Below are 24615 nucleotides of genomic sequence, written 5' to 3'. Positions count from 1 at the left end.
CCCGGGCAGCGGTCTCAATGGCATCGAGTGATCCAGGAGCCGTTCACGGGACGGGTGAGAACCCCCCACCGAGAACCGGAATACCCAGGGGGCGGAGCCGCCGTTCCCTGGAGTCGGAGGCCGGGCTCCGTCCTCCGGCGGGACCGCCACGCCGCTCGGCGACCGAGGGGGAACCGTTGCCGCAAACCCAGTCCACCACACCCATCTCCATCGCCCGTGCCAGGCCCGTGCCCGGCATGCGGGCACTGCCGCCGCCCGCCGGGTGCGCGGCCGATCGCCGCGGGGCCGATCGCCACGGGGGCGATCACCACGGGGCCGATCGCCAGGGCGTCGGCCGGCACGACGCCGGCCACCACGGCGCCGACCGACGGCGGGCATCCGTGACCGCGGGACACAGCGGGACGGGATACGCCGAGCCGGGGCACGCCCGGGCGGAGCAACCCGAGCCGGGGCACGGGGAGCCCGGGCACGCTGAAGCGGGGCACACCGGCTCGGGTCACGCCGAGCCGGGACAGCAGGACGCACGGGGCGAATGGCTGCGGTTCGCCCCCGTACAACCGCTGTTCCGAGCCCGAGCCGCCCAGCGGCTCGCCGTCCTCGCCTACCACGGGGTCACCGACCACCGTTCCTTCGGCGCCCAGCTCGACCGGCTACGGCGACTGGCCACCCCCGTCTCCCTCCAAGCCGTGCTCCAGGCCGTCACCGAACGGCGGCCACTGCCACCGCGCAGCGTCCTGGTCACCTTCGACGACGCCGACCGGAGCGTCCTCACCCACGCCCTGCCCGCCCTCGACGCACGCGGCATCCCCGCGACCGCCTTCGTCATCTCCGAGCTCATCGGCACCGAACGCCCCTTCTGGTGGCACGAAGCCGACTTCCTCGCCCGCCACGGCGGCCGCGCCCGCTCGCTCGACTGCGGCCACCCGTCCCAGCTGCTCCCCCGCCTCAAGGCCATGCCCGACCCGGACCGGCGCCGCAGCCTGCACGAACTGCGCGTCAGTGCCGACCGCCGGCCGCCCCGCCAGGAACAGCTCACCCCGGCCGACCTCCTCGCCCTCCGGGACGGCGGCGTCGCCATCGGCAACCACACCCAGGGGCACCCGTGCCTCGGCCGCTGCGACGACGCCACCGTCCGCTCCGAGATCACCGGGGCCCACGAAGCCCTCACCCACTGGCTCGGCGAACCACCGATCGCCTTCGCCTACCCGGACGGCGGCCACGACCCCCGCGCCGAAACCGTGCTCCAGGAACTGGGCTACCGCCTCGGCTTCCTCTCCGACCACCGCCTCGGCCCCCGGCTCCCCAACCACCCCCTCCAGATCAGCCGCCTCCAGGTCGACTCCACCACCAGCACCCGCCGCTTCGACACCATCCTCTCCGGCCTCGAACCCGCCTACCGCCGCTGGCGCCGCCAAGCGGTCGCCTGACCCCGCGTGCCGCCCGACGCCGTGCCGCTCCGGCACGGCGTCGGGCGGGGCGCTGCCGCGCCTGAGACAGCAGGCGCGCCGTGCCGCTCAGGCACGGCACGTGCCGCAGGGCTCGCGTGCGGCCGAGCGCTGGAAGTCGACCCCGCCGACTTCCAGCGCGCCGAAGCGAGCGCCGGGACGGCACTGGGCGAAACCGAGCAACTGCGCACGGGTCGCACCGCCCCTCGGAGGCCGCCCCGACCGACTGGCGAACCGCCTCATACCCGGTCGCGGCTGCGAGCGGGCACGCCCGCTCGCCGAAAGCTGAAGCACTCGCGAACCTCGCGGAGGCGATAGCTGCTGGGTAGGAAGTCGATCCGGCCGACTTCACACGCGAGCCGAAGCGGCACGGCGCGCGGGGCGATCCCGGCGGGGAGAACTCTTGCCTGCCCAGAGGCATGCCCTGGGCGGCTCGGGGACCGGTCCCGCACCCCATCGCTCACCGGGAGATGAGGCGCTCGCGGACCTCGCGCAGGCGATAGCTGCTGGGCCCCCACCGCATGCCCCGAGCGTGGGAAGTCGATCCAGCCGACTTTCGGCGCGTCGGGCGACTCGGCACGGGGTGACGCTCCTGCCCGTGCCTGCCGGGGTGGTCGGCTTGGGCGAGCGCCGTGGGCTCAGGAGATCAGGGTGGCGAGGGCGAGGCCCTGGGGGTAGAGGGTGGCGGCGGGCGGGAGGGTCGCGGGGGTGCCGGCGTGGAGGACGGTGAGGGTGCCGTTGCCGGTGGCGGTCGGGTCGGCGACGCGGCGGAGGGCCTGGGCGGCGACGGCGTCGGCGGAGCCGTGCAGGGTGAGGGCCGGGGAGGCCGTGGCGGCGACGGCGTCGCGGATGCGGTCCTCGACCAGTTCGTAGTGGGTGCAGCCGAGCACGATCGCGTCGGTGCCGGCCGGGGTGCGGGCGGCCGCGTCGGCGATGGCGGCGGTGATGGCGTCGTCGTCCCCGTGTTCGACGGCGTCGGCGAGGCCCGGGCAGGCGACCTCGGTGACGCCGGCGGTGCCGCCGAAGTCGCGGATCAGCCCGCGCTGGTAGGCGCTGCCGGTGGTGGCCGGGGTGGCCCAGATGGCGACGCGGCCGCCGAGCGCGGCGGCGGGCTTGATCGCCGGGACGGTGCCGATGACGGGCAGGCCGGGCTCCAGTTCGGCGCGCAGGGCGGCGAGGGCGTGGACCGAGGCCGTGTTGCAGGCGATCACCAGGGCGTCGGGCTGGTACCCGGCGGCGGCCCGGCAGCAGCCGAGGGCCAGTTCGGTGACCTCTTCGGGCGTGCGGGGCCCCCACGGCATCGAGGCGGGGTTGGAGGAGAGCACCAGATCGGCGTCCGGGCGCAGCTTCCGAAGGGCGGCGGCGGCGGCCAGCAGACCGATTCCGGAGTCCATCAGTGCGATCTTCACGGGGCAAGACTTTAGTCGATCCGCCCGGCGGAGCCGGTTCTGCGGCAGACTGCCGGGGTGACCGTCCTGCTGTGGATCGCCGCGTTGTCCCTGCTGGTCTGGCTTTGGCTGGCGTGTTGCCACGGTTCGTTCTGGCGCACCGACGTCCGTCTGCCGCCGCGTCGCCCACCGGTGCGGTGGCCGCAGGTGGCGGTCGTGGTGCCGGCCCGGGACGAGGCCCCGGTGCTGCCGGTGAGCCTGCCGACGCTGTTGGCGCAGAAGTATCCGGGGCGGGCCCGGGTGATCGTGGTGGACGACCACAGCTCGGACGGCACCGGTGCGGTGGCCGCGGAGCTGCGGACGATGGACGGGCTGGAGCTGACCGTGACCACCCCTCCCCCGCTGCCGCCGGGGTGGACGGGCAAGCTGTGGGCGCTGCGACACGGGGTGGAGCTGGCCGGTCCGGACGCGGAGTACCTGCTGCTGACGGATGCGGACATCGCGCACGGCCCGGATTCGCTGGCCGAGCTGGTGGCGGCGGCCGAGGGCCACGGCCTCGACCTGGTGTCGCAGATGGCCCGGCTGCGGGTGGAGACCGGCTGGGAGCGGCTGATCGTGCCGGCCTTCGTCTACTTCTTCGCCCAGCTGTACCCGTTCCGCCGGAGCAACCGCCCCGGTTCCCGGACGGCGGCCGCGGCGGGCGGCTGTTCGCTGGTGCGGCGGGAGGCGCTGGAGCGCGCGGGCGGGGTGGCGGCGATCCGGGGCGCGGTGATCGACGACGTGTCACTGGCCCGGGCGGTGAAGTCCTCGGGCGGGCGCACCTGGCTCGGCCTGGCCGACGCGGTGGACAGCGTCCGCCCGTACCCGCGGCTGGAGCAGTTGTGGCGGATGGTGTCGCGCAGCGCCTACGCCCAGTTGAGGCATTCGCCGTTGCTGCTGCTCGGGACGGTGCTGGGGTTGGCGCTGGTGTACCTGGTGCCGCCGGTGGCGACGGTGGCCGGGCTGGCGGCCGGGGCTCCGGCGGTGGCGGCGGTGGGCGCTGCGGCCTGGGCGCTGATGGCAGGCACCTACCTGCCGATGGTCCGGTACTACGGGCAGCCGGCCCCGGCCGTGCTGCTGCTGCCGTTCACGGCCTCGCTGTACCTCCTGATGACGGTGGACTCGGCGGTGCAGCACTGGCGCGGCCGGGGCGCGGCGTGGAAGGGCCGGACGTACTCGCGGACGTGAGAGCCGGGAGGCGGGGAACGGGAGGCGGGAACGGGGCGGGCAACGGACGAGCGGGAAACGGACGAGCGGGGGACGAGGACCCGGGGAAAAGCCCGGCGTTCCGAGCCGGACGGATCCATACTGCTCGGATGGACCGTCAGCAGATCTCCCGCCTCGCCCATGCCGACCACCCGATCGCGGCGCCGCTCGCGGACGAGTCGGTGTCCCGTCTGCTGGACCGCGCGCTGGCCGGGCGGGAGTCCGGGCGGATGCTGGACCTCGGGTGCGGCGAGGGCGCCTGGCTGCTGCGGGCGCTGGCCGCGTACCCGCAGTGGCGGGCGGTCGGGGTGGACGTGGACGCGGAGGCGCTGACCCGGGCCCGGGAGACGGCCACCGCGCTCGGCGTGGTGCGCCGGATCGGCCTGCACCACCTGGACGCGCGGGAGTTCACCGCCCGGGAGGCCGTCTCCCTGAAGTCCACCTCCCGCGAGCCCTTCGACGTGGTGCTGTGCGTCGGCGCCACCCACGCCTTCGACGGGCTGCTCCCCACGTTGGCGGCCGCCCGTGAACTGCTGGCCCCGGGCGGCCGGTTGCTGGTCGGCGAGGGCTTCTGGGAGCGCGAGCCGTCCCGGGCCGCGCTGGACGGGCTGGGCACGGCCCGGGAGGACTTCGCGGATCTGGCGACCACCACGGACCGGGTGGTCGCCGACGGCTGGACCCCGGTGTACGGGCACGTCAGTACGGCGCAGGAGTGGGACGACTACGAGTTCTCCTGGACGGGTTCGCTGGCCGAGTGGGTGCTGGACCACCCGGACCACCCGCGTGCGGTGGCCGCCCGCGAGGCCGCGGACCGCCACCGCGGCGAGTGGCTCCACGGCTACCGGGGGACGCTCGGCTTCGTCACCTACCTGCTGCGCCGCGACTGAACCCCCGCTGTCAGCGGGCTACTTCTGGGTGCGCGCGAGGAAGTCGTCGATCAGCGGGGCGATTTCGGGCAGCTTCTCCTCGAGCGCGAAGTGCCCGGTGTCGAAGAGGTGCAGCTCGGCCTCGGGCAGGTCGCGCAGGTAGGCGCGGGCGCCGGCTTCGGTGAAGAACGGGTCGCCGGTGCCCCAAACCACCAGGGTGGGCGGCTGGTTGGCGCGCAGCCACTGCTGCCACACGGGGTAGAGCTCGACGTTGGAGAAGTAGTCGAGGGCCAGTTCGACCTGGATGTCCTTGCGGCCGGGCAGGTCGAGGAAGTGCTGGTCGAGCGTCCAGCCGTCCGGGGCGACCAGGGTCGGATCGCCGGTGCCGCCCTCGTACTGGCCGCGGGTGACGTCCAGGGTGAGGATCGAGCGGGCGGCGTCCTCGGCGCCCGGGACACCGCGCTTGTGGGCGATGAACTCCTTTGCCTGGTCGGAGAGTCCCTCCTCGTAGGCGTTGCCGTTCTGGACGATCAGACCGGTGATCCACTCGGGGCGACGGGTGGCCAGGCGCAGGCCGACGGGTGCGCCGAAGTCGAAGACGTACAGCGCGAAGCGGTCCAGTCCGAGCGCGAGGCAGAAGCGTTCGACCACGTCGGCGAGGGTGTCGAAGCGGTACGGGAAGGCGTCCGGCGCGGGGCTGTCGCTGTGTCCGAAGCCGGGGTAGTCGGGGGCTATCAGCCGGTAGCGGGTGCCCAGGGCGTCGAGCAGTCGGGAGTACTGGTGCGAGGCGGAGGGGAAGCCGTGGAGCAGCAGGAGGGCGGGGGCGTCGGCCGGGCCGGTTTCGCGGTAGAAGACGCGCAGGCCGTCGAGGTCGACGTAGCGGTGGTGGACGTGCGGGATCGTCAGCTCGCTCATGTTAACCATTAAACAGCATTTGAATGGTTAGCACGAGCGGGTTGTTCGCCCTGACCGCGCGTCATGTCCCCAGGAGCGGTTCAGTGCTTGTGCAACTGCTCCTGCTGCACCAGGTAGTCCAGCACCTCGGGCATCCCCTCGACGCCGCCGGCCCTGCTCGGCGAGGTCCGGTACTCGCCCTGGACGACCACGGTGGGCAGCTCGGCGATGCCGTAGCGGGTGAACTGGGCGGCCGCGTCGTCCACCGACTGCCCCACCCCGGCGGAGCGGTAGGTGCGGCTGAACAGCTGGGCGTCGACGCCGTGGCGCACCGCCCAGTCGGTGGCGGTGGCCTCCGTGGTGAGGTCGGCGTGGTCGCTGTGGATCGAGCGAAAGGCGGCGGTCTGCAGCCGGTCGACCAGGCCGAGGCGCTCCAGCGTGTAGTACAGGCGCGCGTGGGCGCGCTGGGTGCCCTCCTCCTGGCCACCGGGCCAGATCGCCGGAACGCGTCGCAGCGCGACGTCCGCGCGGTGCTTCTCGGCCCAGGCCTGCAGCGGCTGCTCGAGTTGCTGGGAGTGGCTGCAGTCGTACCAGAAGAACTCGACCGCCTCGGTGCGGGCGCTCTCACGCACCGGCTGCGGATGGTCGAGCTTGACGAACTGGACGCCCTCGGACGGGGGCCGGTGGGACACCGCGCCGGCCTGGACGGGGGACGCGGCGATCCCGGCGGCGACGGCGAACAGGAGGGTGGACCGCAGCATCGACTTCGAGTTCACATCGGGAAGTGTGCTGACGGCGGCCGGTTACCGGCGAGTCGGTACGGGGCGCCGGGCCCGGATTCGCCCGAACGGCGCAGCTGGGCGGGGTTCGAGCCGCCCGTCAGTGCGAGGGGCGATCGCCGGTCCACACGTCGACGACCAGCCGCTGCCAGGCGTCCACCACCGCGCCCAGTTCGAAGTGCGCCAGCGCGTGCGCCCGGGCGGCCGCGCCGAGTCCCGCGCGGTCGCAGGCGAGCACCTTGGCGAGCGCCTCGGCCAGGGCGAGCGGATCCCCGGGGGCGACCAGCGCGCCGGTGGCGCCGTCCCGGACGACCTCGCGCACCCAGCCGACGTCGGTGGCGACGGCGGGCACCCCGGCCAGCGCCGCCTCGATCAGCGCGCCGGGCACGCCCTCGCTGTCGCTGGTGAGCAGCAGCGCGTCGGCGGCCCGGTAGAGCGGGACGGGGTCGGGCAGGGCGCCGAGGAAGTGGGCCCGGGCGGCGGCCGGGTGCCGGGCCAGGGACTCGCGCAGTGGGCCGTCCCCGGCGACGGCGAGCCGGACGTCGGGCAGCCGGTCGAGCACGTCGAGGGCGAGGTCGAGTCGCTTCTCCGGCGCTATCGCACCGATCCAGGCGACCAGCAGGACGTCCGCCGGCAGGCCCAGGGCGTGCCGGGCGGCGCGCCGCTCGGCCCGGCCGTCGGCGGGCGGATAGCTCTCGGCCGCACGGGAGTTGGGGATGACGCGGACCTTTCCCGCCGGCAGCCTGAACCGCTCCTCCAGCACCTCGCGCGCCTCGTCGGTGAGCGTGGTGACGGCGGCCGCGCGGTGCATCAGGGTGCTGCCGCGCAGTCTGCGCAGCCGGGTCGCCGTCCAGTAGCGGGGGTGGCCGACCGAGACGTAGACGAAGGGGGTGCGGGTGCCGGCCAGGGCGAGGGCGCAGGCTGCCAGGGTGTCGGAGCCGTGGGCGAGCACTACGTCGGCGGCCCCGGCGGCCGAGCGCAGTGCCCGCAGGGTAGCCGGGCGCAGTCGGCCGGGGCCGAGGACGGCGACGTGCGGCCCGGCGCGATCGGGGCAGGGCTGTCCGCAGGCGTCCGGGACGGCTCTGCCGATGGTGCACGGGCCCGGAGCGGCCCCAGCCGGACGGGCGGCGGGCACCGCCGGGTACGGGGCGAGGGCGCACAGCGCGGAGGCCTGGCCCCGGCGGCGCAGTTCGCGGTGGAGGTCACGGGCGAAGTTCTGGGCACCGGCCCGGCGTGGGTCACTGACCAGATGCAGGACACGCGGGCGGTCTCCGGCCGAATCGGCCGCCGTATGGTCGGGCATGGACAGACCTTGGCACAGCGGCACGCCCGGTACAGCCCCTTCACGCAACCCGGTGGTGGCCCGTGCGCCCGCGCCCGTACACCCGATGTGCGCTGAACTTCCGCCGTCGTGCGCCGGATCGGACCGGTGTGCGCCCCGCCTCGCCCCCCGCCGCTCCGCCTCGCGCCCCGCCGCTCCGCCTCGCCTCCGCGACTCCGTTCGGCCGCCCTCCACTCCAGCGCACGCCGTACCGGTGGCCCGGCCCCGTCGTCGGATCGGGTGGCCCGCCGACCGCCGATGGGCCGGTACGCGGAGCGCCCGTGCGCCGCCCGGGAAGGCCGGGTACGGCCGGACACCGTCGGGTGGCCGGTTACGCGGATCGGGTGAACGCGGTTGGACCTCGGCCCTGGCCGCTCGGCAGGATGTCCGGCCGGGGCGGCCCCGCGCCGCCCCATCTCCCCCTCCTCGTTCGGATTTGGAGTCACCCGGTGTTCAAGGGATTCCGCAGCTTCCTGCTGCGCGGAAACGTTGTGGACCTCGCCGTCGGCATCGTGATCGGCGCGGCCTTCACCGCCGTCGTCACCGGGTTCGTCAGCGCCTTCCTCACCCCGCTGGTCGGCGTCGCCACCGGCGCGGTCGGCGACTTCACCCAGAAGACCTTCGAGGTGGGCGGCACCAAGTTCCCGTACGGCCTCTTCGTCAACGCGCTGATCGGGTTCGTGCTGGTCAGCGCCGTGATCTACTTCGCGGTGGTGGTGCCGATCGGCAAGCTGCAGGCGCGGTTCGAGTCGGCCGAGCCCGCGCCGGCCGTCAGGGTGGACTGCCCGGAGTGCCTGAGCTCGATCCCGGCCGCCGCGGCCCGCTGCTCGTTCTGCACCTCCGAGGTCGCCGTCCGGGCCGGACTGCCCGCGCAGGGCCAGGCGCTGCAGTCGCACTGACGGTCCGGAGGCGCTGACGGGACACTTACTCCCCAAACATTCACGAGCCCCCGCCGTACCGTCGGCGGGGGCTCGAATGCGCCGGCGCACGCCCCGTGCGCAAAATTTCTCCCCAGGGCCCGCAACCGTCCACGGGCCGGTCACCGCAAGGTCGTGCGGCGGTGGCGTCCAGGCGTTGTTCGATCACTGACGGGGCGCCAGCGCTGTCCGGAAGTGGATGCCGGTATGTCCGTTCTTACTACTTTCGAAACCTTTGTGCGAGCGAAGACTGTGTAAACACTCGAACTGCTCCCCCTCCCGCTCTCCTCAGCAGGCGCATTGTGGGCTTACCGTATGCCCCATGACCTCGCCCCGCTCCTACGACGGAGTCGGCTACCCCTCTCCGTCCTTCTCCTCCGGCACGCCGATTTACGACAGCCTCGTGGCTGAGCGCGGCGTCCCCCAGATCGCACCCATCAACGTGCCGGCCGCCCTGCCGCCGGCACTGTCGTCCGGATACGGATCAAGCCTCGGCCAGTCCTACGAGAACCGGTACGGCAACGGGTACGAAAGCGCCGGCAGCAACCTCCCCGCGCTGCCGCCCGCCCGCCTCGCCCTGGGCCCCGGCCCGAGCAGCGGCCCCTCCGCCGGACCCGCCACGGCGTACATCCCCGCCCAGCCGGCGCCGGCGTACGCCTCCGCCCCGCAGCCGTCCCTCCCCGGCTACGGCAACCCCCAGCCGTACCAGCGGCAGCAGCCCGCTGCCCCGGCGTTCGCCCAGACCGCCAGCGGCGGCTACCAGCCGACCGGCGGCCAGAGCTTCGGCGGCCAGAACACCTTCATCGGCCAGGGCGGCGGCCAGCAGAACTTCGGCGCGCAGCCGACCGGCGGACCGGCCGGTTTCGGCCAGCCCGGCGGTCAGCCGCAGGGCGGTCCGCAGAGCTTCGGCGGCCAGCAGTCCTTCGGCGGCCCCAACCCGGCCGGCCCCGGCTACCAGGGCCAGGGCGGCGACCAGGGCTTCGGCGGCGCCCAGCTGCGCCCGGCCATGGCACCGGTCGCGCCGGTCCGCCCGATGCAGCCGCAGCGCCCGGCCCAGTACGGCGAGCCCGGCACCTACCAGGGCGGCTACCAGCCGCAGGGCCAGGGCTACTGAGCCCGGCCACCCCTGGGCCGGCCCCCACCCGGCCCGAACCCGCACCACCTGAGCACCACCCGGCGGCCCCCGAACGCCGGGCGAACGGAGAAACGGGTCATCCACGGACCGCCCGGAACGCCCCCCACGGCGTCCCGGGCGGTCCGTGCGCGTACGGGCGGGTGCTGGCCCGTACGAGCAGGTGCTGGCGGGTGCTGGCGGGCGCCAGGGGCCCTGCGGGCGCCCGTCGCGCGCCTGGCAGGATGGAGGGATGCAGCTCACCGGACTCCACGTCTATCCCGTCAAGTCGATGTACCGCCTGAGCCCGGACACCGCCGCGGTCCAGCCCTGGGGTCTGGCCGGTGACCGGCGCTGGATGCTCGCCGACGCCACCGGACGCTTCGTCAGCCAGCGCGACAACGCCGCCCTCGGCCAGATCCGCGTCAGCCTGCTGCCCGGTGGCGTGCTGTCGTTGACCGCCCCCGACGGCTCCCGGATCGAGGTCACCGCCCCCGCCGTCGCGTCCGGCGACCCGCTCGCCGAGGTCGAGGTCTGGGGCACCCGCTTCCGCGCCGCCGAGGCCGCCAAGGACGCCCACGAGTGGATCGCCGAGCGCCTCGGCGACTACCGCCTGGTGCACCTGGACGACCCGCGTGCCCGGCCCGTCGACCCCGAGTACGGCGGCCCCGGTGACACCGTCTCGATGGCCGACGGCTTCCCGCTGCTGCTCACCACCACCGCCTCGCTGGACCGGCTCAACGAACTGATCGCCGCCGAGCACCCGGACGGCCACGAGACCCTGCCGATGGAGCGCTTCCGGCCCAACGTGGTGGTCAGCGGCACCGAGGCCTGGGCGGAGGACGGCTGGCGCCGGATCCGGATCGGTGCGCTCACCTTCAAGGTGGTCAAGCCCTGCGGCCGTTGCGTGGTGACCACCACCGACCAGGAGAGCGGCGAGCGGCGCGGGCCCGAACCGCTGCGGACCCTGGCCCGGCACCACCGGCTGCTGCGCAAGGCCGCGTTCGGGCAGAACCTGATCCCCGAACGGCCGCACGGCGTCGAGGGCGACGAGCTCGGCTCGCTGCGGCTCGGCGACGACGTCGAGGTGCTGGAGGACGGGGCGCACTGGTCGGCCGACGCGCGCTGAGCACTCCTCCGCGCCCCGGCGGGGCAGTCGTTCCGGCTCGTCCGGCCTCGGCGGCGCCGGTACGGAACCCCGGCTGTGCGCGCTCGTTGAACAAGTGGTCGGAACCTGTGGCCGCGTTGAGCGCTGCCGGTGTCCGCGCGGCCGAGGGCGGCCGGAGCACCCGTACGGGCGCGCTACGGTGGGGCGGACGGCCCGCGCACCCCGCGCCCACGGCCCGTTGATCGCCGGCACGACGAAGGTGGGGACGACAGACCGTCATGGCTGAGCACAGGGTCCGGGTCACCCAGGACAGCGCATCCCGCTGGCGTCGCCGCGCGGGCGACTACGACACGCTCGCCGAAGCCCTCGCGGCCGCCGAACCGGGTGACACCGTGGCCATCCGACCGGGAACCTTCCGGGAGAACGTGCTGCTGGACAAGCCGGTGACGATCGTTCCGGAGCACGGCCCGGGCACCGTCCGGATCGAACCGACCTCTGGCGTGGCGCTCACCGTCACCGCCGCCGCGACCGTGCGCGACCTGGTGATCGAGGGCAGCGACAGCTCCACCCCGGCCGTCCTCATCACCGGCCCACAGGCAACCCCCTCGTTCAGCGGCTGCCGGGTCGAGACGCGCTCCGCCACCGGCATCGAGGTCACCGGCGGCGCCCGGCCGACCCTGCGCGGCTGCATGGTCGCCAACCCCGGCGGGCTCGGGCTGCGGCTGCGCGGCGAGGGCACCGCCGCCGCCTTCGAGGACTGCGAGGTCGCCGCCGCCGGACAGGCCGGGCTCGCCGTCCTCGGCGGCGCGACCGCCGCGCTCGACCGCTGCCGCGTCCACCACGCCTCCGGTGCCGGGGTGCTGCTCTCCGACCCGGGCAGCGCGGCCGAACTGACCGGCTGCGAGATCTACGAGATCCGCGGCAGCGGCGTGCAGGCCGAAGCCCAGGCGGGCGGGCGGCTGGTCGACTGCGAGATCCACCGGGTCACCGGCAACGGCCTGACCCTGGACGGCGAGGCCGAACTCGTGCTCACCGGCTGCCGGGTGCACGACCTGCCCGAGAACGGCGCCGACCTGCGCGGACGCTCCCGGCTCAGCCTCACCCACAGCACCGTGCGGGACTTCGGACGCGGGGCGCTGTCCGTCTGGGACCAGGGCACCGAGGCCGTCGCCGACGCCTGCCAACTCCACGGCTCCACCGGCGAGTACCCGGCGCTGTGGGTCAGCGACGGCGCCCGGCTCACCCTCACCGACTGCTCGCTGTACGACCTGCCGGACGCGCTGTTCGTCCTCGACCGGGACTCCGCCGCCGTCGCCGAGGGCTGCTCGTTCAGCCGGATCCGCAGCTCGGCGGTCTCGGTCAGCGGCGGCGCCACGGTCGCCCTGGCCGGCTGCCGCGTCCAGGAGGCCGGCACCGGGCTGTGGTTCCGCGACCACGGCAGCGGCGGTCTGCTCACCGGCTGCGAGATCTCGGACGTGGCCACCGGGGTCATCGTCACCAAGGGCGCCGACCCGGTGCTGCGCGACTGCACCGTGCGGACCAGCATGGACGCCGGGGTGTACGTCTCGGCCCAGGGCCGCGGCACCTTCGAGGACTGCCGGGTCTCGCACGGCAAGGGCTTCGGCTTCCACATCATCGACGGGTGCCGCACCCAGCTCACTCGGTGCCGAGCTGAGCAGAACGAGCGGGCCGGGTTCGAGTTCTCCGAGCCGGGGCCGATCACCGAAGGATGCGTCTCGGACGACGTCGGGTCCTCCGTCCCGGCGCGGGCGGCTGGAGCGCCTGGGGCGGCCCGCGCGGCTGGGGCGGCCGGCCCAGCTGCCTCGGCGGCCGAGGTGCCGTCCCCCAGGAGTGCCCAACTGGCCGCGGCGGCGCCCGTGTTGGTGGGCCGCTTGAGCGCCTCGGCCGCCGCCTCGGCCGGTTCCGCGATCGCGCCGATCCCGGACTGCCGGCCGGCCGACGAGGCGCTCGCCGAACTGGACTCGCTAGTCGGGCTGGCGACGGTGAAGCAGGAGGTGCGCACCCTGATCGACCTGATCTCGGTCGGCCGACGGCGCCGCCAGGCCGGGCTGAAGGCGCCCTCGCTGCGCCGGCACCTGGTCTTCACCGGCGCCCCCGGCACCGGCAAGACCACCGTCGCCCGGCTCTACGGCGAGATCCTCGCCTCGCTCGGCGTCCTCCAGCGCGGCCATCTGGTCGAAGTGGCCCGGGTCGACCTGGTCGGCGAGCACATCGGCTCCACCGCGATCCGCACCGCCGCCGCATTCGACCGGGCGCGCGGCGGGGTCCTGTTCATCGACGAGGCGTACACGCTGGCCCCGGAGGACGGCGCGCGGGACTTCGGGCGCGAGGCGATCGACACCCTGGTCAAGCTGATGGAGGACCACCGGGACGAGGTGGTCGTCATCGCGGCGGGCTACACGGCCGAGATGGAGCGCTTCCTGTCCGCCAACCCTGGCGTGTCATCACGTTTCTCACGCACCATCACCTTTCCCGACTACACGGCGGACGAGCTGCTGGAGATCGCCCGCTCCCAGTGCGCGGAGCACGAGTACGCCCTCTCCGAGGCCGCCGAGGGCGCGCTGCTGGAGCACTTCGGCCGCCTGGAACGCGGCCCCAACTTCGGCAACGGACGCACGGCACGGCAGATCTTCGAAACGATGGTCGAACGTCATGCGGTCCGAGTCGCCGCACTCGCCGACCCGTCCACGGAGGAACTCCAGCTCCTCGTGCCGGCCGACCTCCCGACGGCGCCACTGCCGTAGCGGACGGCGGCGCCCGGCGGCCCTGGAACGACGGCGAACAGATGTCAGGCGACAGCTAACTGATAACAGCTGACAGATGATGAAATCTGTCAGCTGTTATCTGTCAGCCGACCGGCGATCAGGCCATCCACTCCCCGCCCGCCAGGAACGACTCCAGCGCCGCCTGGTACGGGGCGATGTCGATGCGCTCGCCGGCCAGCCAGTCGTCCGAGTAGTACTTGTCCAGGTAACGGTCCCCCGGGTCGCAGATCAGGCTGACCACGCTGCCCGCGCGCCCGGCGGCCCGCATCTCGGCGACGATCCGCAAGGCGCTCCACAGCCCCGTCCCGGTGGAGGCGCCCGCCTTCTTGCCGATCACCTGCTCCAGCACCCGCACCGCGGCGATGGAGGCCGCGTCCGGCACCTTCATCATCCGGTCGACCGCCCCCGGGACGAAGCTCGGCTCCATCCGGGGCCGTCCGATGCCCTCGATCCGAGAGCCGCTGTCACACACGGCGTCGGGGTCGTAGTTCACCCAGCCGTGGAAGAAACAGGAGTTCTCCGGATCTGCCACGCAGATCCGGGTGTCGTACTGCATGTAGTGCACGTACCGGGCCATGGTCGCCGAGGTGCCGCCGGTGCCGGCGGTGGCGACGATCCAGGCCGGCTCGGGGTGCGGCTCCAGGCGCAGTTGGGCGAAGACCGACTCGGCGATGTTGTTGTTGCCGCGCCAGTCGGTGGCCCGCTCGGCGTAGGTGAACTGGTCCATGTAGTGCCCGCCGGTCTCCTCGGCGAGCCGGGCGGAGGCCGCGTACACCTCGTCGGAGCGCTCGACCAGGTGGCACTCGCCACCGTGGAACTCGATCAGGTCGATCTTGGCCTGGCTGGTGCTCTTGGCCATGACGGCGATGAACGGCACCCCGATCAGCTGGGCGAAGTACGCCTCGGACACGGCGGTGGAGCCGCTGGAGGCCTCGATCACCGGCTTGCCCGGGCGGATCCAGCCGTTGCAGAGCCCGTAGAGGAAGAGCGAGCGGGCTAGGCGGTGCTTGAGCGAGCCGGTCGGGTGGGTGGACTCGTCCTTGAGGTAGAGGTCGATCCCCCACTCGGCCGGCAGCGGGAAGCGCAGCAGGTGGGTGTCGGCTGAGCGGTTGGCGTCGGCCTGGACCTTGCGGACCGCCTCCTTCAGCCAGGCGCGGTACTGCGGGTCCGAACGGTCGACATCGACGGTCGGCTCGAGGCCGGGGGTCCCACCGGGCTGGGTGCTCATCGGTCACTACTCCTCGTTGCGGCCCCCCGCTGCTCACTACGAGTGTACGAGGATCACGATAAGTGACCGTTTCCGGAAATCCAGCTTCCCCTTATTACCGGGCAATTACCGGGCATCGACCGCCGCCGGCCCTCGGGGGCGGGCGGGCGATCCGTCCGGCCGGGCACCGTCTACGACACCGGCACCGACTGCGGATCCGCCAGGTACGGCCCCCAGCCCAGCTCGGCCGCGCCCGCGAGCGCGCCGTGCGCCAACTCCGCCCCGACGATGGGCACCCGTCCGCTGCGCCCCCACAGGCAGCGCTCGGCGACCACCGCGCGCAGCCGGTCGGGAGCGGCCTCCAGCAGGTCGAGGTGAAGGCCGCTGAGCACCACGCGGTCCGGATTGAGGATGTTGGCGACCCCGGCCAGCCCGAGCCCGAGCCGGTCGATGACGTGCTCCACCGCCGCGCGCGCCCGCTCGTCGGTCGCGGCCGCCCAGCACAGTTCGCGGGCCTGGTCGAGCAGCGGGCGCCCGGGCTTCGGGGTGAGCCCGGCGGCGGCGAACAGCGCGTCGGGGTCGGTCTCGGAGTTCAGACAGCCCCGGTTGCCGCACACACAGGGCCGGCCCTGCGGATCGACGGTCAGGTGGCCGACTTCCAGCGCGAGCCCGGCGCTGCCGGTGTGCAGATGGCCGTCGATCACCAGCGCTCCGCCGACGCCGCTGTGGCCGGAGGTGACCAGCAGCAGGTGGCGGGCGCCGCGCCCGGCGCCGTGGCGGTACTCGGCGAGCGCGGCGAGGTTGGCGTCGTTGCCGACGAAAGCGGGCAGCGGGCGCAGGGCGTTGGGGCCGTGGTCGGCACGGCCGACCTCGACGTCGTACAGGTCCGCGACCGGGGTGCCGCTGGGCCAGGCGAAGTGCAGTGCCGCCAGCGCGGTGCCGTCGGGCTCGGTGACGGGGTTGGGCAGCGCGAGCGAGGCGGCCAGACAGCGGCGCTCGGTGGAGCGGGCCAGTTCGGCGCCCGCCTGGGCGACGGCGCGCAGCATCCGGACGGGGTCGGTGGCGGCGGGCAGCGGCAGGTGGACGGGCGGGTCGAGGAGTCCGCCGAGGCCGGCCAGGGTGACGCTCAGCTGGTCGGCGTGGATCTGACCGGCGACCACCACCGGGCCCTCGGGGTCGATCGCCAACCGGTGCGAAGGCCGTCCTCGGCCGCCGCCGGCCGGTCGCGAGTCGACGGTGATCAGCCCGAGCGCCTCGAGTTCGGCCGTGACCGCCCCGGCGGTGGCCCGGGTGACGTCCAGGGCGCGGGTGAGCGCGGACCGCGTGGGCGTCTGGCCGGTGTGGATGAGCGAGAGCGCGGGGCCGAGCAGCGTCCGACCACGGTCGGGGGCCGCGCGCCGGTGGGCGTCGCGCGGGGCGTCGGAGTCGGTCCCGGAGCGGGGCCTCGGGCTTGAAGGTGAGAGCTGCACGACCCTATTGTGACTTTGTGCCGCTTCGAAACAAAATCCGTTCCCACCCGCGCCCCGCCGACTCCTCCCCCCAGTCTCGCAGCACGACCCCCGCCACCGACAGTCCCTGGAGCCCCGCACGGCTCGCCCTCACCGCCTTCTTCGCCGTCGACGGCTTCCTCTTCGCCGCCTGGGTCGTCCGCATCCCCGACGTGCGCAGCCAGGTCAGCGCCTCGCACAGCGCCCTCGGCCTGGCGCTGCTCTGCCTGTCCGCCGGGGCCGTCCTCACCATGCCGGTGGTCGGGCGCCTCTGCCTGCGGTACGGCTCGCGGCCGGTCACCGTCGGCTCGCTCGCCCTGCTCAGCCTCGCCGTACCGCTGTCCGCGCACGCCCACTCGGTGCTCTCGCTCGGCGGCGTGCTGCTGCTGTTCGGAGCCGGGTACGGGGGCGCCAACGTCGCCATGAACAGCGCCGCCGTCGACCTGGTCGCCCAGCTGCGGCGGCCCGTCATGCCCAGCTTCCACGCCGGATACAGCCTCGGCGGGCTGCTCGGTGCGGGCCTCGGCGGACTGCTCGCCGACCGGCTCACCACCGCCTGGGCCCTCGCGCTCGGCGGACTGCTGGGCCTGGCTGTCACCGTCGGCGCGGGCGTCGTGCTGCTGCGCGGCTCGGCGGCGCCGGCGGTGGCGCCGGAGCGCCCGGCCGAGGGCGCGGCGGACCGACCGGCACGCGGCCAGGCCCGGCTGCTGGTGCTGCTGCTCGGCCTCACGGCGTTGTGCACCGCGTACGGCGAGGGCGCGGTCGCCGACTGGACCACGCTGCACCTGACGGACGACGTCCACGCCGGCGCCGGGACGGCCGCCTCCGGGTACGCCGCGTACGCCTTCGCGATGACCAGCGGACGGGTGGGCGGCACCTGGTTGTCCATCAGGCTCGGCCAGACCCGGCTGATGCTGTGCGGCGGGTTGGCGGCGGCGGGGGGCATGCTGGTCGCGGCGCTGGCCCCGGCCGTTCCGCTGGCGATCGGCGGCTTCGTCCTGGTCGGGCTCGGGTTGGCCAACCTGTTCCCGCTGGCCATCGCCCGGGCAGGAGCGGCGGGCGGCCCGCAGGGCGTCGCGCTCGCCTCGACGCTCGGGTACGGGGGGATGCTGATCGGGCCGGTGGTGATCGGCTTCCTCGCCGACGCGGCCGGACTGCCGCTGGCCCTCACCACGGTGGCTTTCACGGCGACGGCGGCGGCGCTCCTGCCGCTGGCGGTCGGACGGCACCCGACAGATAACAGATAACAGATAACAGATTTCAACATCTGTCGGCTGTCATCTGTCAGCCCTCCGATGGCCTCTGTCCCCGTCCCGCTCGCCCCTCCCCCGCCTGCCGCTCCCGCCCCCGGAAGTGGCAGGATGCAGCCCCATGACGACCAGCGGACGCATCCAGCTACTGCGCGCCGACGAGCGCCCCGCCACTCCGTGGCTCAACGGGGGCGGGGTGACCAGGGAGGTCGCCGGCTTCCCGGCCGGAGCCGGACTGGACGGCTTCGACTGGCGGGTCAGCCTCGCCGACGTCGCCTCCGCCGGGCCGTTCTCGCCGTTCCCCGGCGTCGACCGCGTGATCACCCTGGTCGAGGGCGCGGGCATGGCGCTCACCGTGGAAGGCGACGAGCAGCTGATCGACGCGCCGTTCCGCCCGTACGCGTTCCCCGGCGACGCCACGACGGACTGCCGGCTACTCGGCGGCCCGGTGGTGGACTTCAACGTGATGACCCGTCGCGGCCGGGTCGAGGCCACCGTGGACCTGTTCAGCGCGCCCGTCCCGCTGGACGTCCCGTCCGAGGCGACCGTCCTAATGGTCTGCCTCGCCGGTTCGGCAGTCCTCGACGGCGCCGAACTGGCCCGCTTCGACGCCGCCCTGCTGACCGCCCCCGGTCCGTACCGGCTGCGGCCCGCCGACGGCGGCATCACCGCCGCCGTCACCTTCCGCCCCGCCCACTGACTCCGGCCCGAACCCGCTGGCTCCAGCCGGCTCCAGCCGAGGCCCACCGAACAGCCCGATGCCGAACGGCCCGACGCCCGTGTCCCCGGGGCAGCCGGGGACACGGGCAGTCGCGGCGGATCCGGCTCGGCTGAGCCCAGTCGAGCTCAGCCGCAGAGCACCGGCGTTGCGTGCGCCGGGTCCAGGGCGTTGGTCACCAGATGCAGCGCCGTCGGTGAGAACGCGATCGCCACGTGCTCGGCGAGCGTGACCGGGCAGTGGTCCTGCAGGACCTCGTTGTCGACGCCCGGCCCGTTCAGGAACTGGGTCCGCCACGGGGTGACGACCTCGTCGTACACGGTCGAGATCACCGTGTACCTCACCCCCGGCACGGTGTCCGGCCCGGAGGCCATGGTCACGTTGAAGTCGGAGCCGACGACCTGGTCACGGCAGGCCTTGCAGGCCGTGTAGATCAGGTCCGCGACGCCCGGGAAGTACGGCGCGAGGTTGGTGATCCCGTCGAGCGTCGTGCCGTGGTTGGACGGCGCCAGGCCGACCAGCTTGTCGACCTTCAACGCCCCGCCGAGGAACTTCAGGTAGTAGTTCGGCAGCATGCCGCCCTGCGAGTGTCCGACGATGTCGACCTTGGCCGCGCCGGTCGCGCTCCGCACCAGGTCGACGAAGTGCGCCAGTTGGGCCGCCGAGTCGGACACCGGCGCGAGCCCGCCGATCGGCAGCAGCAGACCGCTGCCGGTGGAGGTGATGCCGGGAACGGTGCCGTAGTCGAGTGCGAAGACGCAGTAGCCGAGACCCTTCAGCAGCGGGGAGAGCGCCAGCCAGTTCTCGTAGCGGTTGGCGAAGGTGCCGTGGACCAGGACCACCGGGTTGGGGTGCGCGGCGGTCGGTCGGCAGTTCCAGTCGTTGGCGCCGGGCGGCGAGGCCACCGAGTCGCCGTCGGGCGGGAGTTGGGCGGAGGCGACGGCCGGGGCCGGGTCGGTCGACGGTGCGGCCGAGGCCGGAGTCGCAGCAGCGCCCGCCAGCAGCGCGCCCGCCAGCAGGATCGCGCCGAGAACGCCGCCGGGTCGGCGGCGCAAGGGAGTCAGGGAGAAGCGGAGAAGTGGGGTTCTCAACTGTTGCCTCCACGGCGGAAGTTTGTTACCAACAGGTAACCCGAGTGGCTCAATGATGCGGTCGCCCCTCCGGCCCGGCCCTTGGGCGTTCCCCAGACCTGGACGGTGTTCTCTGTGACCGGTCACAACGCACCCCACTGCACGCCCCCGGACACCCCCGCAACCACGCCGACCTGGCACGTTCCGGTGATCGGCGGCCGCCCGGCCGACCAGCTACTCCTCAGCGGAGTCCGCGAGTTGGCCGAGAGCGTGGTCGCCACCCTGCTCGACCGGGTGCCGGTCTACCGCCGCCTCCCGCGCGAGCAGCTCACCGGCGAGCTCACCCGGGACACCGAACGACGCATCCGCGCACTCGCCCACACCGTGCGCACCGGACTCCCCGCCCCCGCCGAGGAGTTCGCCGCCGTACGGGAGTCCGCCGCACGCCGGGCCGAGGAAGGCCTGCCGCTGGACGCCGTACTGCTCGCCCATCACCTCGGCCTGGAGGTCTGCTGGGAGTTGATCACCAGGGACGCCCACGCCGGTGACGCCGCCGATCTGCTGGTCCTCAACCGGCTGCTGCTCGACCAGCTCCGCCGGGCCACCACCGCCGCCGGCGCCGGCTACCTGGACGGCCGGCGCCCGGCCGACGACCGGCACCACACCGCCCGGCAGTCCCTGCTCAGCGCGCTGCTCGCCGGCACCCCCGCCGACGAGGCCGCCGCCCGCGCCGGTGTCCGGCTGCCCGCCGGTTACGCGGTGCTCTGCCTGGCCATCGCCGACCACCCGGACGAGCGGGCGCCCGGCGTCGACGCCGGCATCGCCGCCCACCGGAAGCTCCGCCGCTTCGCCGCCGAACTCGACCACCGCACGCGGCAGTCGGCACTCACCGCGCTCACGCCCGCCGGCGGCCTGGTGATGCTCCCGCTCGACCCGGACGCCGAGCCCGAGCCGACCGACCCGACTGGCCCGACCGGCCCGGCCCGCCGGACCAGCGCCGCCGCCGAGGCGCCGTGGCCACAGCTCACCGCCACCCTGGCCGCGGCGTCCCGCGCCGCCGGCGCGCCGGTGCTGGCCGGAGCAGCCGCCGCAGCCCCGGCCGAGGTACCGGGCGCGGCCGCGCTCGCGTACGAAGTCCTGGACGTGGCCCGGGCGTTCGGCCGCCCACCCGGTCTGCACCGGCTGGACGACGTGCTGCTGGAGTACCAGCTGACCCGCCCCAGCCAGGCCCGTGCCCGACTCGCCGCACTGCTCGAACCACTCGCCGACGGCGGGGAGTTGCTCACCACGCTGCGCACCCACCTGGCCGGCGGCCTGAACCGCCGCCACACCGCGGGCGCCCTGCACCTGCACCCGAACACCGTGGACTACCGGCTGCGCCGGATCGCCGTGCTCACCGGCCTGGACCCGTCCCGCCCGGCCGACGCCCTGCGGATCACCGCGGCGATCGCCGCCCGTGCCGCCGAACAGGCCTCCCCGGCCCGGTAGTCGTGACCCGGCACCCGCGACGCCGGGAGCGGCGGAGCGGGTGCCGGGATCGAGCGGCTATCCGCAGGACAGGGAAGTCACTCCTACTCCCCCGGCAGGCGCAGATCCCAGCCCACCAGCGCGCGCAACTGCTCCGCCGTCACCCCGTCCGGCACCGGCCGGGGCGGCTCGTGGCGCAGCGGCGGCTGCCAGCCCTCCTCCTCGGTCCAGCGGCGCACCACCTTGGCGGGCGCCCCCGTGACCACGGAGTGCGAGGGCACCTCGCCGCGCACCACCGCCCCCGCGGCGACCACCACGTTGCGCCCGATCCGCGCGCCCGGCATGATCACCGCGCCGGTGCCGATCCAGCTGCCCGCGCCGATCTCCACCGGCTGGTTGCGCGGCCACTGCTTGCCGATCGGCAGCTCGGTGTCCCGGTACTCGTGCGCCTGGTCGCTGACGTACACGCCGGGCCCCGTCCAGACGTCGTCACCGATGACGATCGACTGGTGGCCGACGATGTGGCTGTCCCGTCCGATCACGCAGCCGCCGCCGATCCGCACGATCGGCTCCGGCCCGAGGTCCAGCCCGGGAAGGAAGCCCGCGCTGATGGTGACCCGCTCGCCGATGATCGAGAACGGCCCGATGGTGATCCACTGCTCGTTGAACACCGCGCCGAGCGGGAAGGCGAGGGTCGTGCCGTCCCCCAGCTCACCGAACCGGTACGGGCCCGGGTTCCGGTTGGTGACCGCACCGGTCCGCTGCACCCAGCGCCAGCCCCGGTGGACGAGGCGCCCGGTGGCCCGGCGGCCACCGGTCCGGACGGCGGACAGAAGGGAACGGGTTATCGGCATGCGCTCACGTTACCGGCCCGTAGCATCGGTCCGGCCGCCGGGAGGTCGACATCACACCAGCTCAGCCGGCCCCACTGATTCCACCGCCCACACCGGTGCCGGCTGCTCGGCCGTCCGAAAACCGCCACCGGGTTCGGCCGTCGGTGACAGACTCCGTCCCATGAAGATCTCCGCACACATCGACGGGCTGCGCCGCGAGGGCGCCCTGCTCGCCGAGGCCGCCGCCCGGACCGACCTCGCCGCTCCCGTACCGACCTGCCCGGACTGGCGGCTGGGCGACCTGGTGCGACACGTCGGCCACGTGCACCGCTGGGCCGCCGCCTACCCGGCGAAGGGCCTGCGGGCACCGTTGGACGAGGCGGGCCGGAAGGAGGTCCTCGGGCCTGACCCGTCGGACGCCGCGCTGCTCGACTGGTACCGCGAGGGCCACGCCGCGCTGGTGACGGTGCTCAGCGAGGCCCCGGCCGACCTCGACTGCTGGAGCTTCCTGCCCTCGACCAGCCCGCTCGCCTTCTGGGCCCGGCGTCAGGCGCACGAGACCGCCGTCCACCGCTTCGACGCCGATGCGGCGGCCGGCTCGCCGGGCCCGGCCGTGGACACCGCGCTCGCCCTGGACGGCATCGACGAGCTGCTGCGCGGCTTCATGGCCGGCGGCCGGTCGACGGTGCGCAGCGACCGGCCGCGCACCGTCCAGGTCCGGACCACCGACGGCCCCGGGACCTGGCGCCTGACCATCACCGACGAGCCGCTGTCCGTCACCACCGAGGACGGCCCGGAACCGGCCGACCTGACGCTCACCGGGCCGGCCCACGAGCTGTACCTGCTGCTCTGGAACCGCCTGACGGTCGAACAGAGCGCGCCGATGGGTGAGAGCGGGCAGGCCGAGCCGACGGGACGGCTCCAGCCGGCCGAGCAGGTCGAGCTCAGCGGCGACGGGGGCCTGCTCGGCCTCTGGCGGGACGGCGCGGCGATCCGCTGACCCGACCCAAGCCGAGCCAACCCAAGCCACCCGACCCGACCCGACCCGACCCGAGCCGGCTCAGCGAGGGCGCGCTCAACGCACCCAGGCCGCCGGCCTCTTCTCCAGGAACGCCCGCATGCCCTCCTGCGCCTCCGCGGAGCCGAACAGCCGCGCCGACAGCTGCACCAGCTCGTCGGCGTCCCGCTCGAACGAGCGCACCACCTCGGCGTTGGCCAGCCGCTTGGACTCGGCCAGCCCCTGCGGCGAGCCCTGGCGCAGGGCGTCCAGCAGTCCCTTCAGCACCACCGCGGTGTCCTCGGTGGACTCGGCGGCCCGGGTCAGGAGACCGATCCGGGCCGCCTCGGCGGCGTCGAAGACCTCGCCGGTGAGGTAGTAGCGGGAGGCGGCGCGCGGGTCCAGCTTGGGGCGCAGCGGCAGCGAGATGACGGCGGGCGCGAGGCCGAGCCGTACCTCGGTGAAGGCGAAGGTCGCGGCCGGTCCGGCGATCGCCAGGTCGGCCGCGCCGATCAGACCGAGGCCGCCGGCCCGGGCGTGTCCGTCGACCACGGCGATCACCGGCTTGGTGCAGTCCACGATCGCCTTCTGCAGCTCCACCAGACCACGCGGGCCGACCGTCGGGTCCGCGCCCGTCGCCTCGGACAGGTCCGCGCCCGCGCAGAACACCTTGCCGGCGTGGGTGAGCACCACCGCGCGGACGTCCCGGTCCGCCGCCGCGACGGCCAGTCCGGCGTGCAGCTCGGACATCAGTCGGGAGGAGAGGGCGTTGCGGTTGTGCGGCGAGTCGAGGGTGAGCGTGGTGACGGCGTCGGCGGTGCTGACGCGGACGAGGGGCTCTGCGCTGGTCATCGGCGTGGGCCTGCCTTCCGGCTGAGGGTGGGTCGGACTGCGGCACGGCCCCGGGGTGCCCGGACCGCGCCCGGACGACTCTGGCACGCCCACCCACCCCTCGGCCAGAGCCGACCACACCGCGAGCCAGTCCGCCTGCCTGGGTGGCCGGGTGGCAGACCGCCGGGCTGCCCGGGTCCACCCGGACGACAGTACGTTGCCCTGGTCCGGCTGATCGGCCGGGCCGGTCGGCAGCCGAAGAACCGCTTGCGGTCCGGAGGCGCGGTGACGCAGGATCACGCGCCATGACCACCACTCACCTCACGCACATCGCCGAACCGCCCGGCGTCGCCCCCGGATCGGGTTACACCCAGGTCGTCACCGGCACCGGCCGACTGGTCCACGTCTCCGGCCAGGTCGCCTTCGACGAGCAGCGGAACCTGGTCGGCGAGGGCGACCCGAAGGCGCAGGCGCGGCAGGTCTTCGAGAACCTGCGCCGCTGTCTGGCCGCCGCCGGGGCCGACTTCTCCGACGTCGTGAAGTTCACCTTCTTCATGACCGACATCTCCTACCTCGCGGCCATCCGGGAGGCCCGTGACGAGTACCTGGGCGGTCTGCCGCTGCCGGCGGCCTCGGCGATGCAGGTCGCGGCGTTGTTCCGGCCGGATGTGCTGATCGAGATCGAGGCGATGGCGATCGTCCGGGAGTAGCGAGGCCGGCGGTCTCAGGCCGACCACGGTCTCAGGCGCCCGCCCGCAACGCGAAAGGGGCCGGGGGGGGGGGGGGGGGGGGGGGGGGGGGGGAGAAACCACCCCCCCAAAACAGACCCCCCGACCGAGGCCCCCTCCAAACCCCCCCCCTACTCTCCCCCCCCCCCCCTCTTCCTTCCCCCCCA

21 protein-coding genes are annotated in these 24615 nt (G+C 74.2%); 12 read left to right on the top strand and 9 right to left on the bottom strand.

Annotated elements, in window-relative coordinates; translation table 11 throughout:
• Positions 1–380 precede the first annotated feature (380 nt).
• The gene (locus ACZ4WV_RS34240) at positions 381–1427 is read left to right on the top strand and encodes a polysaccharide deacetylase family protein (protein ID WP_465752816.1); all 1047 of its coding nucleotides are present in this window, start codon (positions 381–383) and stop codon (positions 1425–1427) included.
• Positions 1428–2083: 656 nt separating this feature from the next.
• Here the strand turns inward: ACZ4WV_RS34240 and ACZ4WV_RS34235 are convergent.
• Positions 2084–2854, bottom strand: coding sequence for a glutamate racemase (locus ACZ4WV_RS34235; protein WP_465752814.1), 771 nt, complete (start codon positions 2852–2854; stop codon positions 2084–2086).
• Positions 2855–2911: 57 nt separating this feature from the next.
• On the opposite strand from ACZ4WV_RS34235, the gene ACZ4WV_RS34230 reads away from it, so the two are divergent.
• Both ACZ4WV_RS34230 and ACZ4WV_RS34225 read left to right on the top strand, forming a co-directional pair.
• Positions 2912–4060: a glycosyltransferase gene (locus tag ACZ4WV_RS34230; RefSeq protein ID WP_465752812.1), complete on the top strand. Its 1149-nt coding sequence runs from the start codon at positions 2912–2914 to the stop codon at positions 4058–4060.
• A gap of 128 nt (positions 4061–4188) precedes the next feature.
• Positions 4189–4965 (top strand): SAM-dependent methyltransferase, encoded by a 777-nt coding sequence (locus ACZ4WV_RS34225; RefSeq protein ID WP_465752810.1) that lies wholly within the window; start codon positions 4189–4191, stop codon positions 4963–4965.
• 18 nt (positions 4966–4983) lie between these two features.
• On the opposite strand, the gene ACZ4WV_RS34220 is transcribed toward ACZ4WV_RS34225, so the two are convergent.
• The 3 genes from ACZ4WV_RS34220 to ACZ4WV_RS34210 all read right to left on the bottom strand — a co-directional run bounded on the left by ACZ4WV_RS34220 (position 4984) and on the right by ACZ4WV_RS34210 (position 7920).
• A complete protein-coding gene (locus ACZ4WV_RS34220) occupies positions 4984–5859 on the bottom strand; it encodes an alpha/beta fold hydrolase (protein ID WP_465752808.1) in 876 nt (291 codons plus the stop codon).
• 80 nt (positions 5860–5939) lie between these two features.
• Positions 5940–6614 carry a thiol:disulfide interchange protein DsbA/DsbL gene (locus ACZ4WV_RS34215; RefSeq protein ID WP_465752806.1) on the bottom strand — a complete coding sequence of 225 codons (675 nt, stop codon included), beginning with the start codon at positions 6612–6614 and terminating at the stop codon, positions 5940–5942.
• A 103-nt stretch (positions 6615–6717) separates the two neighbouring features.
• Positions 6718–7920 (bottom strand): glycosyltransferase family 4 protein, encoded by a 1203-nt coding sequence (locus ACZ4WV_RS34210; RefSeq protein WP_465752804.1) that lies wholly within the window; start codon positions 7918–7920, stop codon positions 6718–6720.
• Between the two features lie 467 nt (positions 7921–8387).
• On the opposite strand from ACZ4WV_RS34210, the gene mscL reads away from it, so the two are divergent.
• The 4 genes from mscL (at position 8388) to ACZ4WV_RS34190 (ending at position 13839) form a co-directional block, all read left to right on the top strand.
• Positions 8388–8837 (top strand): large conductance mechanosensitive channel protein MscL, encoded by a 450-nt coding sequence (mscL, locus tag ACZ4WV_RS34205; RefSeq protein WP_465752803.1) that lies wholly within the window; start codon positions 8388–8390, stop codon positions 8835–8837.
• A 340-nt stretch (positions 8838–9177) separates the two neighbouring features.
• Entirely contained in the window at positions 9178–9969 is a 792-nt protein-coding gene (locus ACZ4WV_RS34200; RefSeq protein WP_465752801.1) for a DUF6643 family protein, read from the top strand.
• Positions 9970–10219: 250 nt separating this feature from the next.
• Positions 10220–11095 (top strand): MOSC domain-containing protein, encoded by an 876-nt coding sequence (locus ACZ4WV_RS34195; RefSeq protein ID WP_465752799.1) that lies wholly within the window; start codon positions 10220–10222, stop codon positions 11093–11095.
• Positions 11096–11352: 257 nt separating this feature from the next.
• The gene (locus ACZ4WV_RS34190) at positions 11353–13839 is read left to right on the top strand and encodes a right-handed parallel beta-helix repeat-containing protein (RefSeq protein ID WP_465752797.1); all 2487 of its coding nucleotides are present in this window, start codon (positions 11353–11355) and stop codon (positions 13837–13839) included.
• Between the two features lie 118 nt (positions 13840–13957).
• On the opposite strand, the gene ACZ4WV_RS34185 is transcribed toward ACZ4WV_RS34190, so the two are convergent.
• Together ACZ4WV_RS34185 and ACZ4WV_RS34180 are read right to left on the bottom strand one after the other, a co-directional pair.
• Positions 13958–15088, bottom strand: a complete 1131-nt coding sequence (locus ACZ4WV_RS34185; protein ID WP_465752795.1) for a PLP-dependent cysteine synthase family protein — start codon at positions 15086–15088, stop codon at positions 13958–13960.
• Between the two features lie 170 nt (positions 15089–15258).
• Entirely contained in the window at positions 15259–16437 is a 1179-nt protein-coding gene (locus tag ACZ4WV_RS34180; RefSeq protein ID WP_465752828.1) for an ROK family protein, read from the bottom strand.
• 116 nt (positions 16438–16553) lie between these two features.
• Between ACZ4WV_RS34180 and ACZ4WV_RS34175 the strand changes: the two genes are divergently transcribed.
• Together ACZ4WV_RS34175 and ACZ4WV_RS34170 are read left to right on the top strand one after the other, a co-directional pair.
• Positions 16554–17801, top strand: coding sequence for an MFS transporter (locus tag ACZ4WV_RS34175; RefSeq protein WP_465752793.1), 1248 nt, complete (start codon positions 16554–16556; stop codon positions 17799–17801).
• Between the two features lie 124 nt (positions 17802–17925).
• The gene (locus ACZ4WV_RS34170) at positions 17926–18504 is read left to right on the top strand and encodes a HutD/Ves family protein (RefSeq protein ID WP_465752791.1); all 579 of its coding nucleotides are present in this window, start codon (positions 17926–17928) and stop codon (positions 18502–18504) included.
• Between the two features lie 146 nt (positions 18505–18650).
• Here ACZ4WV_RS34170 and ACZ4WV_RS34165 read toward each other — a convergent pair whose 3' ends face one another.
• Positions 18651–19586, bottom strand: a complete 936-nt coding sequence (locus ACZ4WV_RS34165; protein ID WP_465752826.1) for an esterase/lipase family protein — start codon at positions 19584–19586, stop codon at positions 18651–18653.
• Between the two features lie 141 nt (positions 19587–19727).
• Between ACZ4WV_RS34165 and ACZ4WV_RS34160 the strand changes: the two genes are divergently transcribed.
• Entirely contained in the window at positions 19728–21080 is a 1353-nt protein-coding gene (locus ACZ4WV_RS34160; RefSeq protein ID WP_465752789.1) for an RsbRD N-terminal domain-containing protein, read from the top strand.
• Between the two features lie 83 nt (positions 21081–21163).
• Here the strand turns inward: ACZ4WV_RS34160 and ACZ4WV_RS34155 are convergent, their stop codons facing one another.
• Positions 21164–21913, bottom strand: coding sequence for an acyltransferase (locus ACZ4WV_RS34155; RefSeq protein ID WP_465752786.1), 750 nt, complete (start codon positions 21911–21913; stop codon positions 21164–21166).
• Positions 21914–22073: 160 nt separating this feature from the next.
• Here ACZ4WV_RS34155 and ACZ4WV_RS34150 point away from each other — a divergent pair, with 160 nt between their 5' ends.
• Complete coding sequence (locus ACZ4WV_RS34150) at positions 22074–22892, top strand: maleylpyruvate isomerase family mycothiol-dependent enzyme (protein ID WP_465752784.1); 819 nt, start codon at positions 22074–22076, stop codon at positions 22890–22892.
• Between the two features lie 75 nt (positions 22893–22967).
• Here ACZ4WV_RS34150 and ACZ4WV_RS34145 read toward each other — a convergent pair whose 3' ends face one another.
• Entirely contained in the window at positions 22968–23741 is a 774-nt protein-coding gene (locus tag ACZ4WV_RS34145) for an enoyl-CoA hydratase family protein (protein ID WP_465752783.1), read from the bottom strand.
• A 284-nt stretch (positions 23742–24025) separates the two neighbouring features.
• Here ACZ4WV_RS34145 and ACZ4WV_RS34140 point away from each other — a divergent pair, with 284 nt between their 5' ends.
• Positions 24026–24430 (top strand): RidA family protein, encoded by a 405-nt coding sequence (locus ACZ4WV_RS34140; RefSeq protein ID WP_465752782.1) that lies wholly within the window; start codon positions 24026–24028, stop codon positions 24428–24430.
• Positions 24431–24615: the final 185 nt, after the last annotated feature.

The organism is Kitasatospora sp. NPDC029312, from assembly GCF_055569215.1.
The sequence above is the reverse complement of the archived record's forward strand: the minus strand, read 5'-3'. Positions and strand labels throughout refer to the sequence as shown.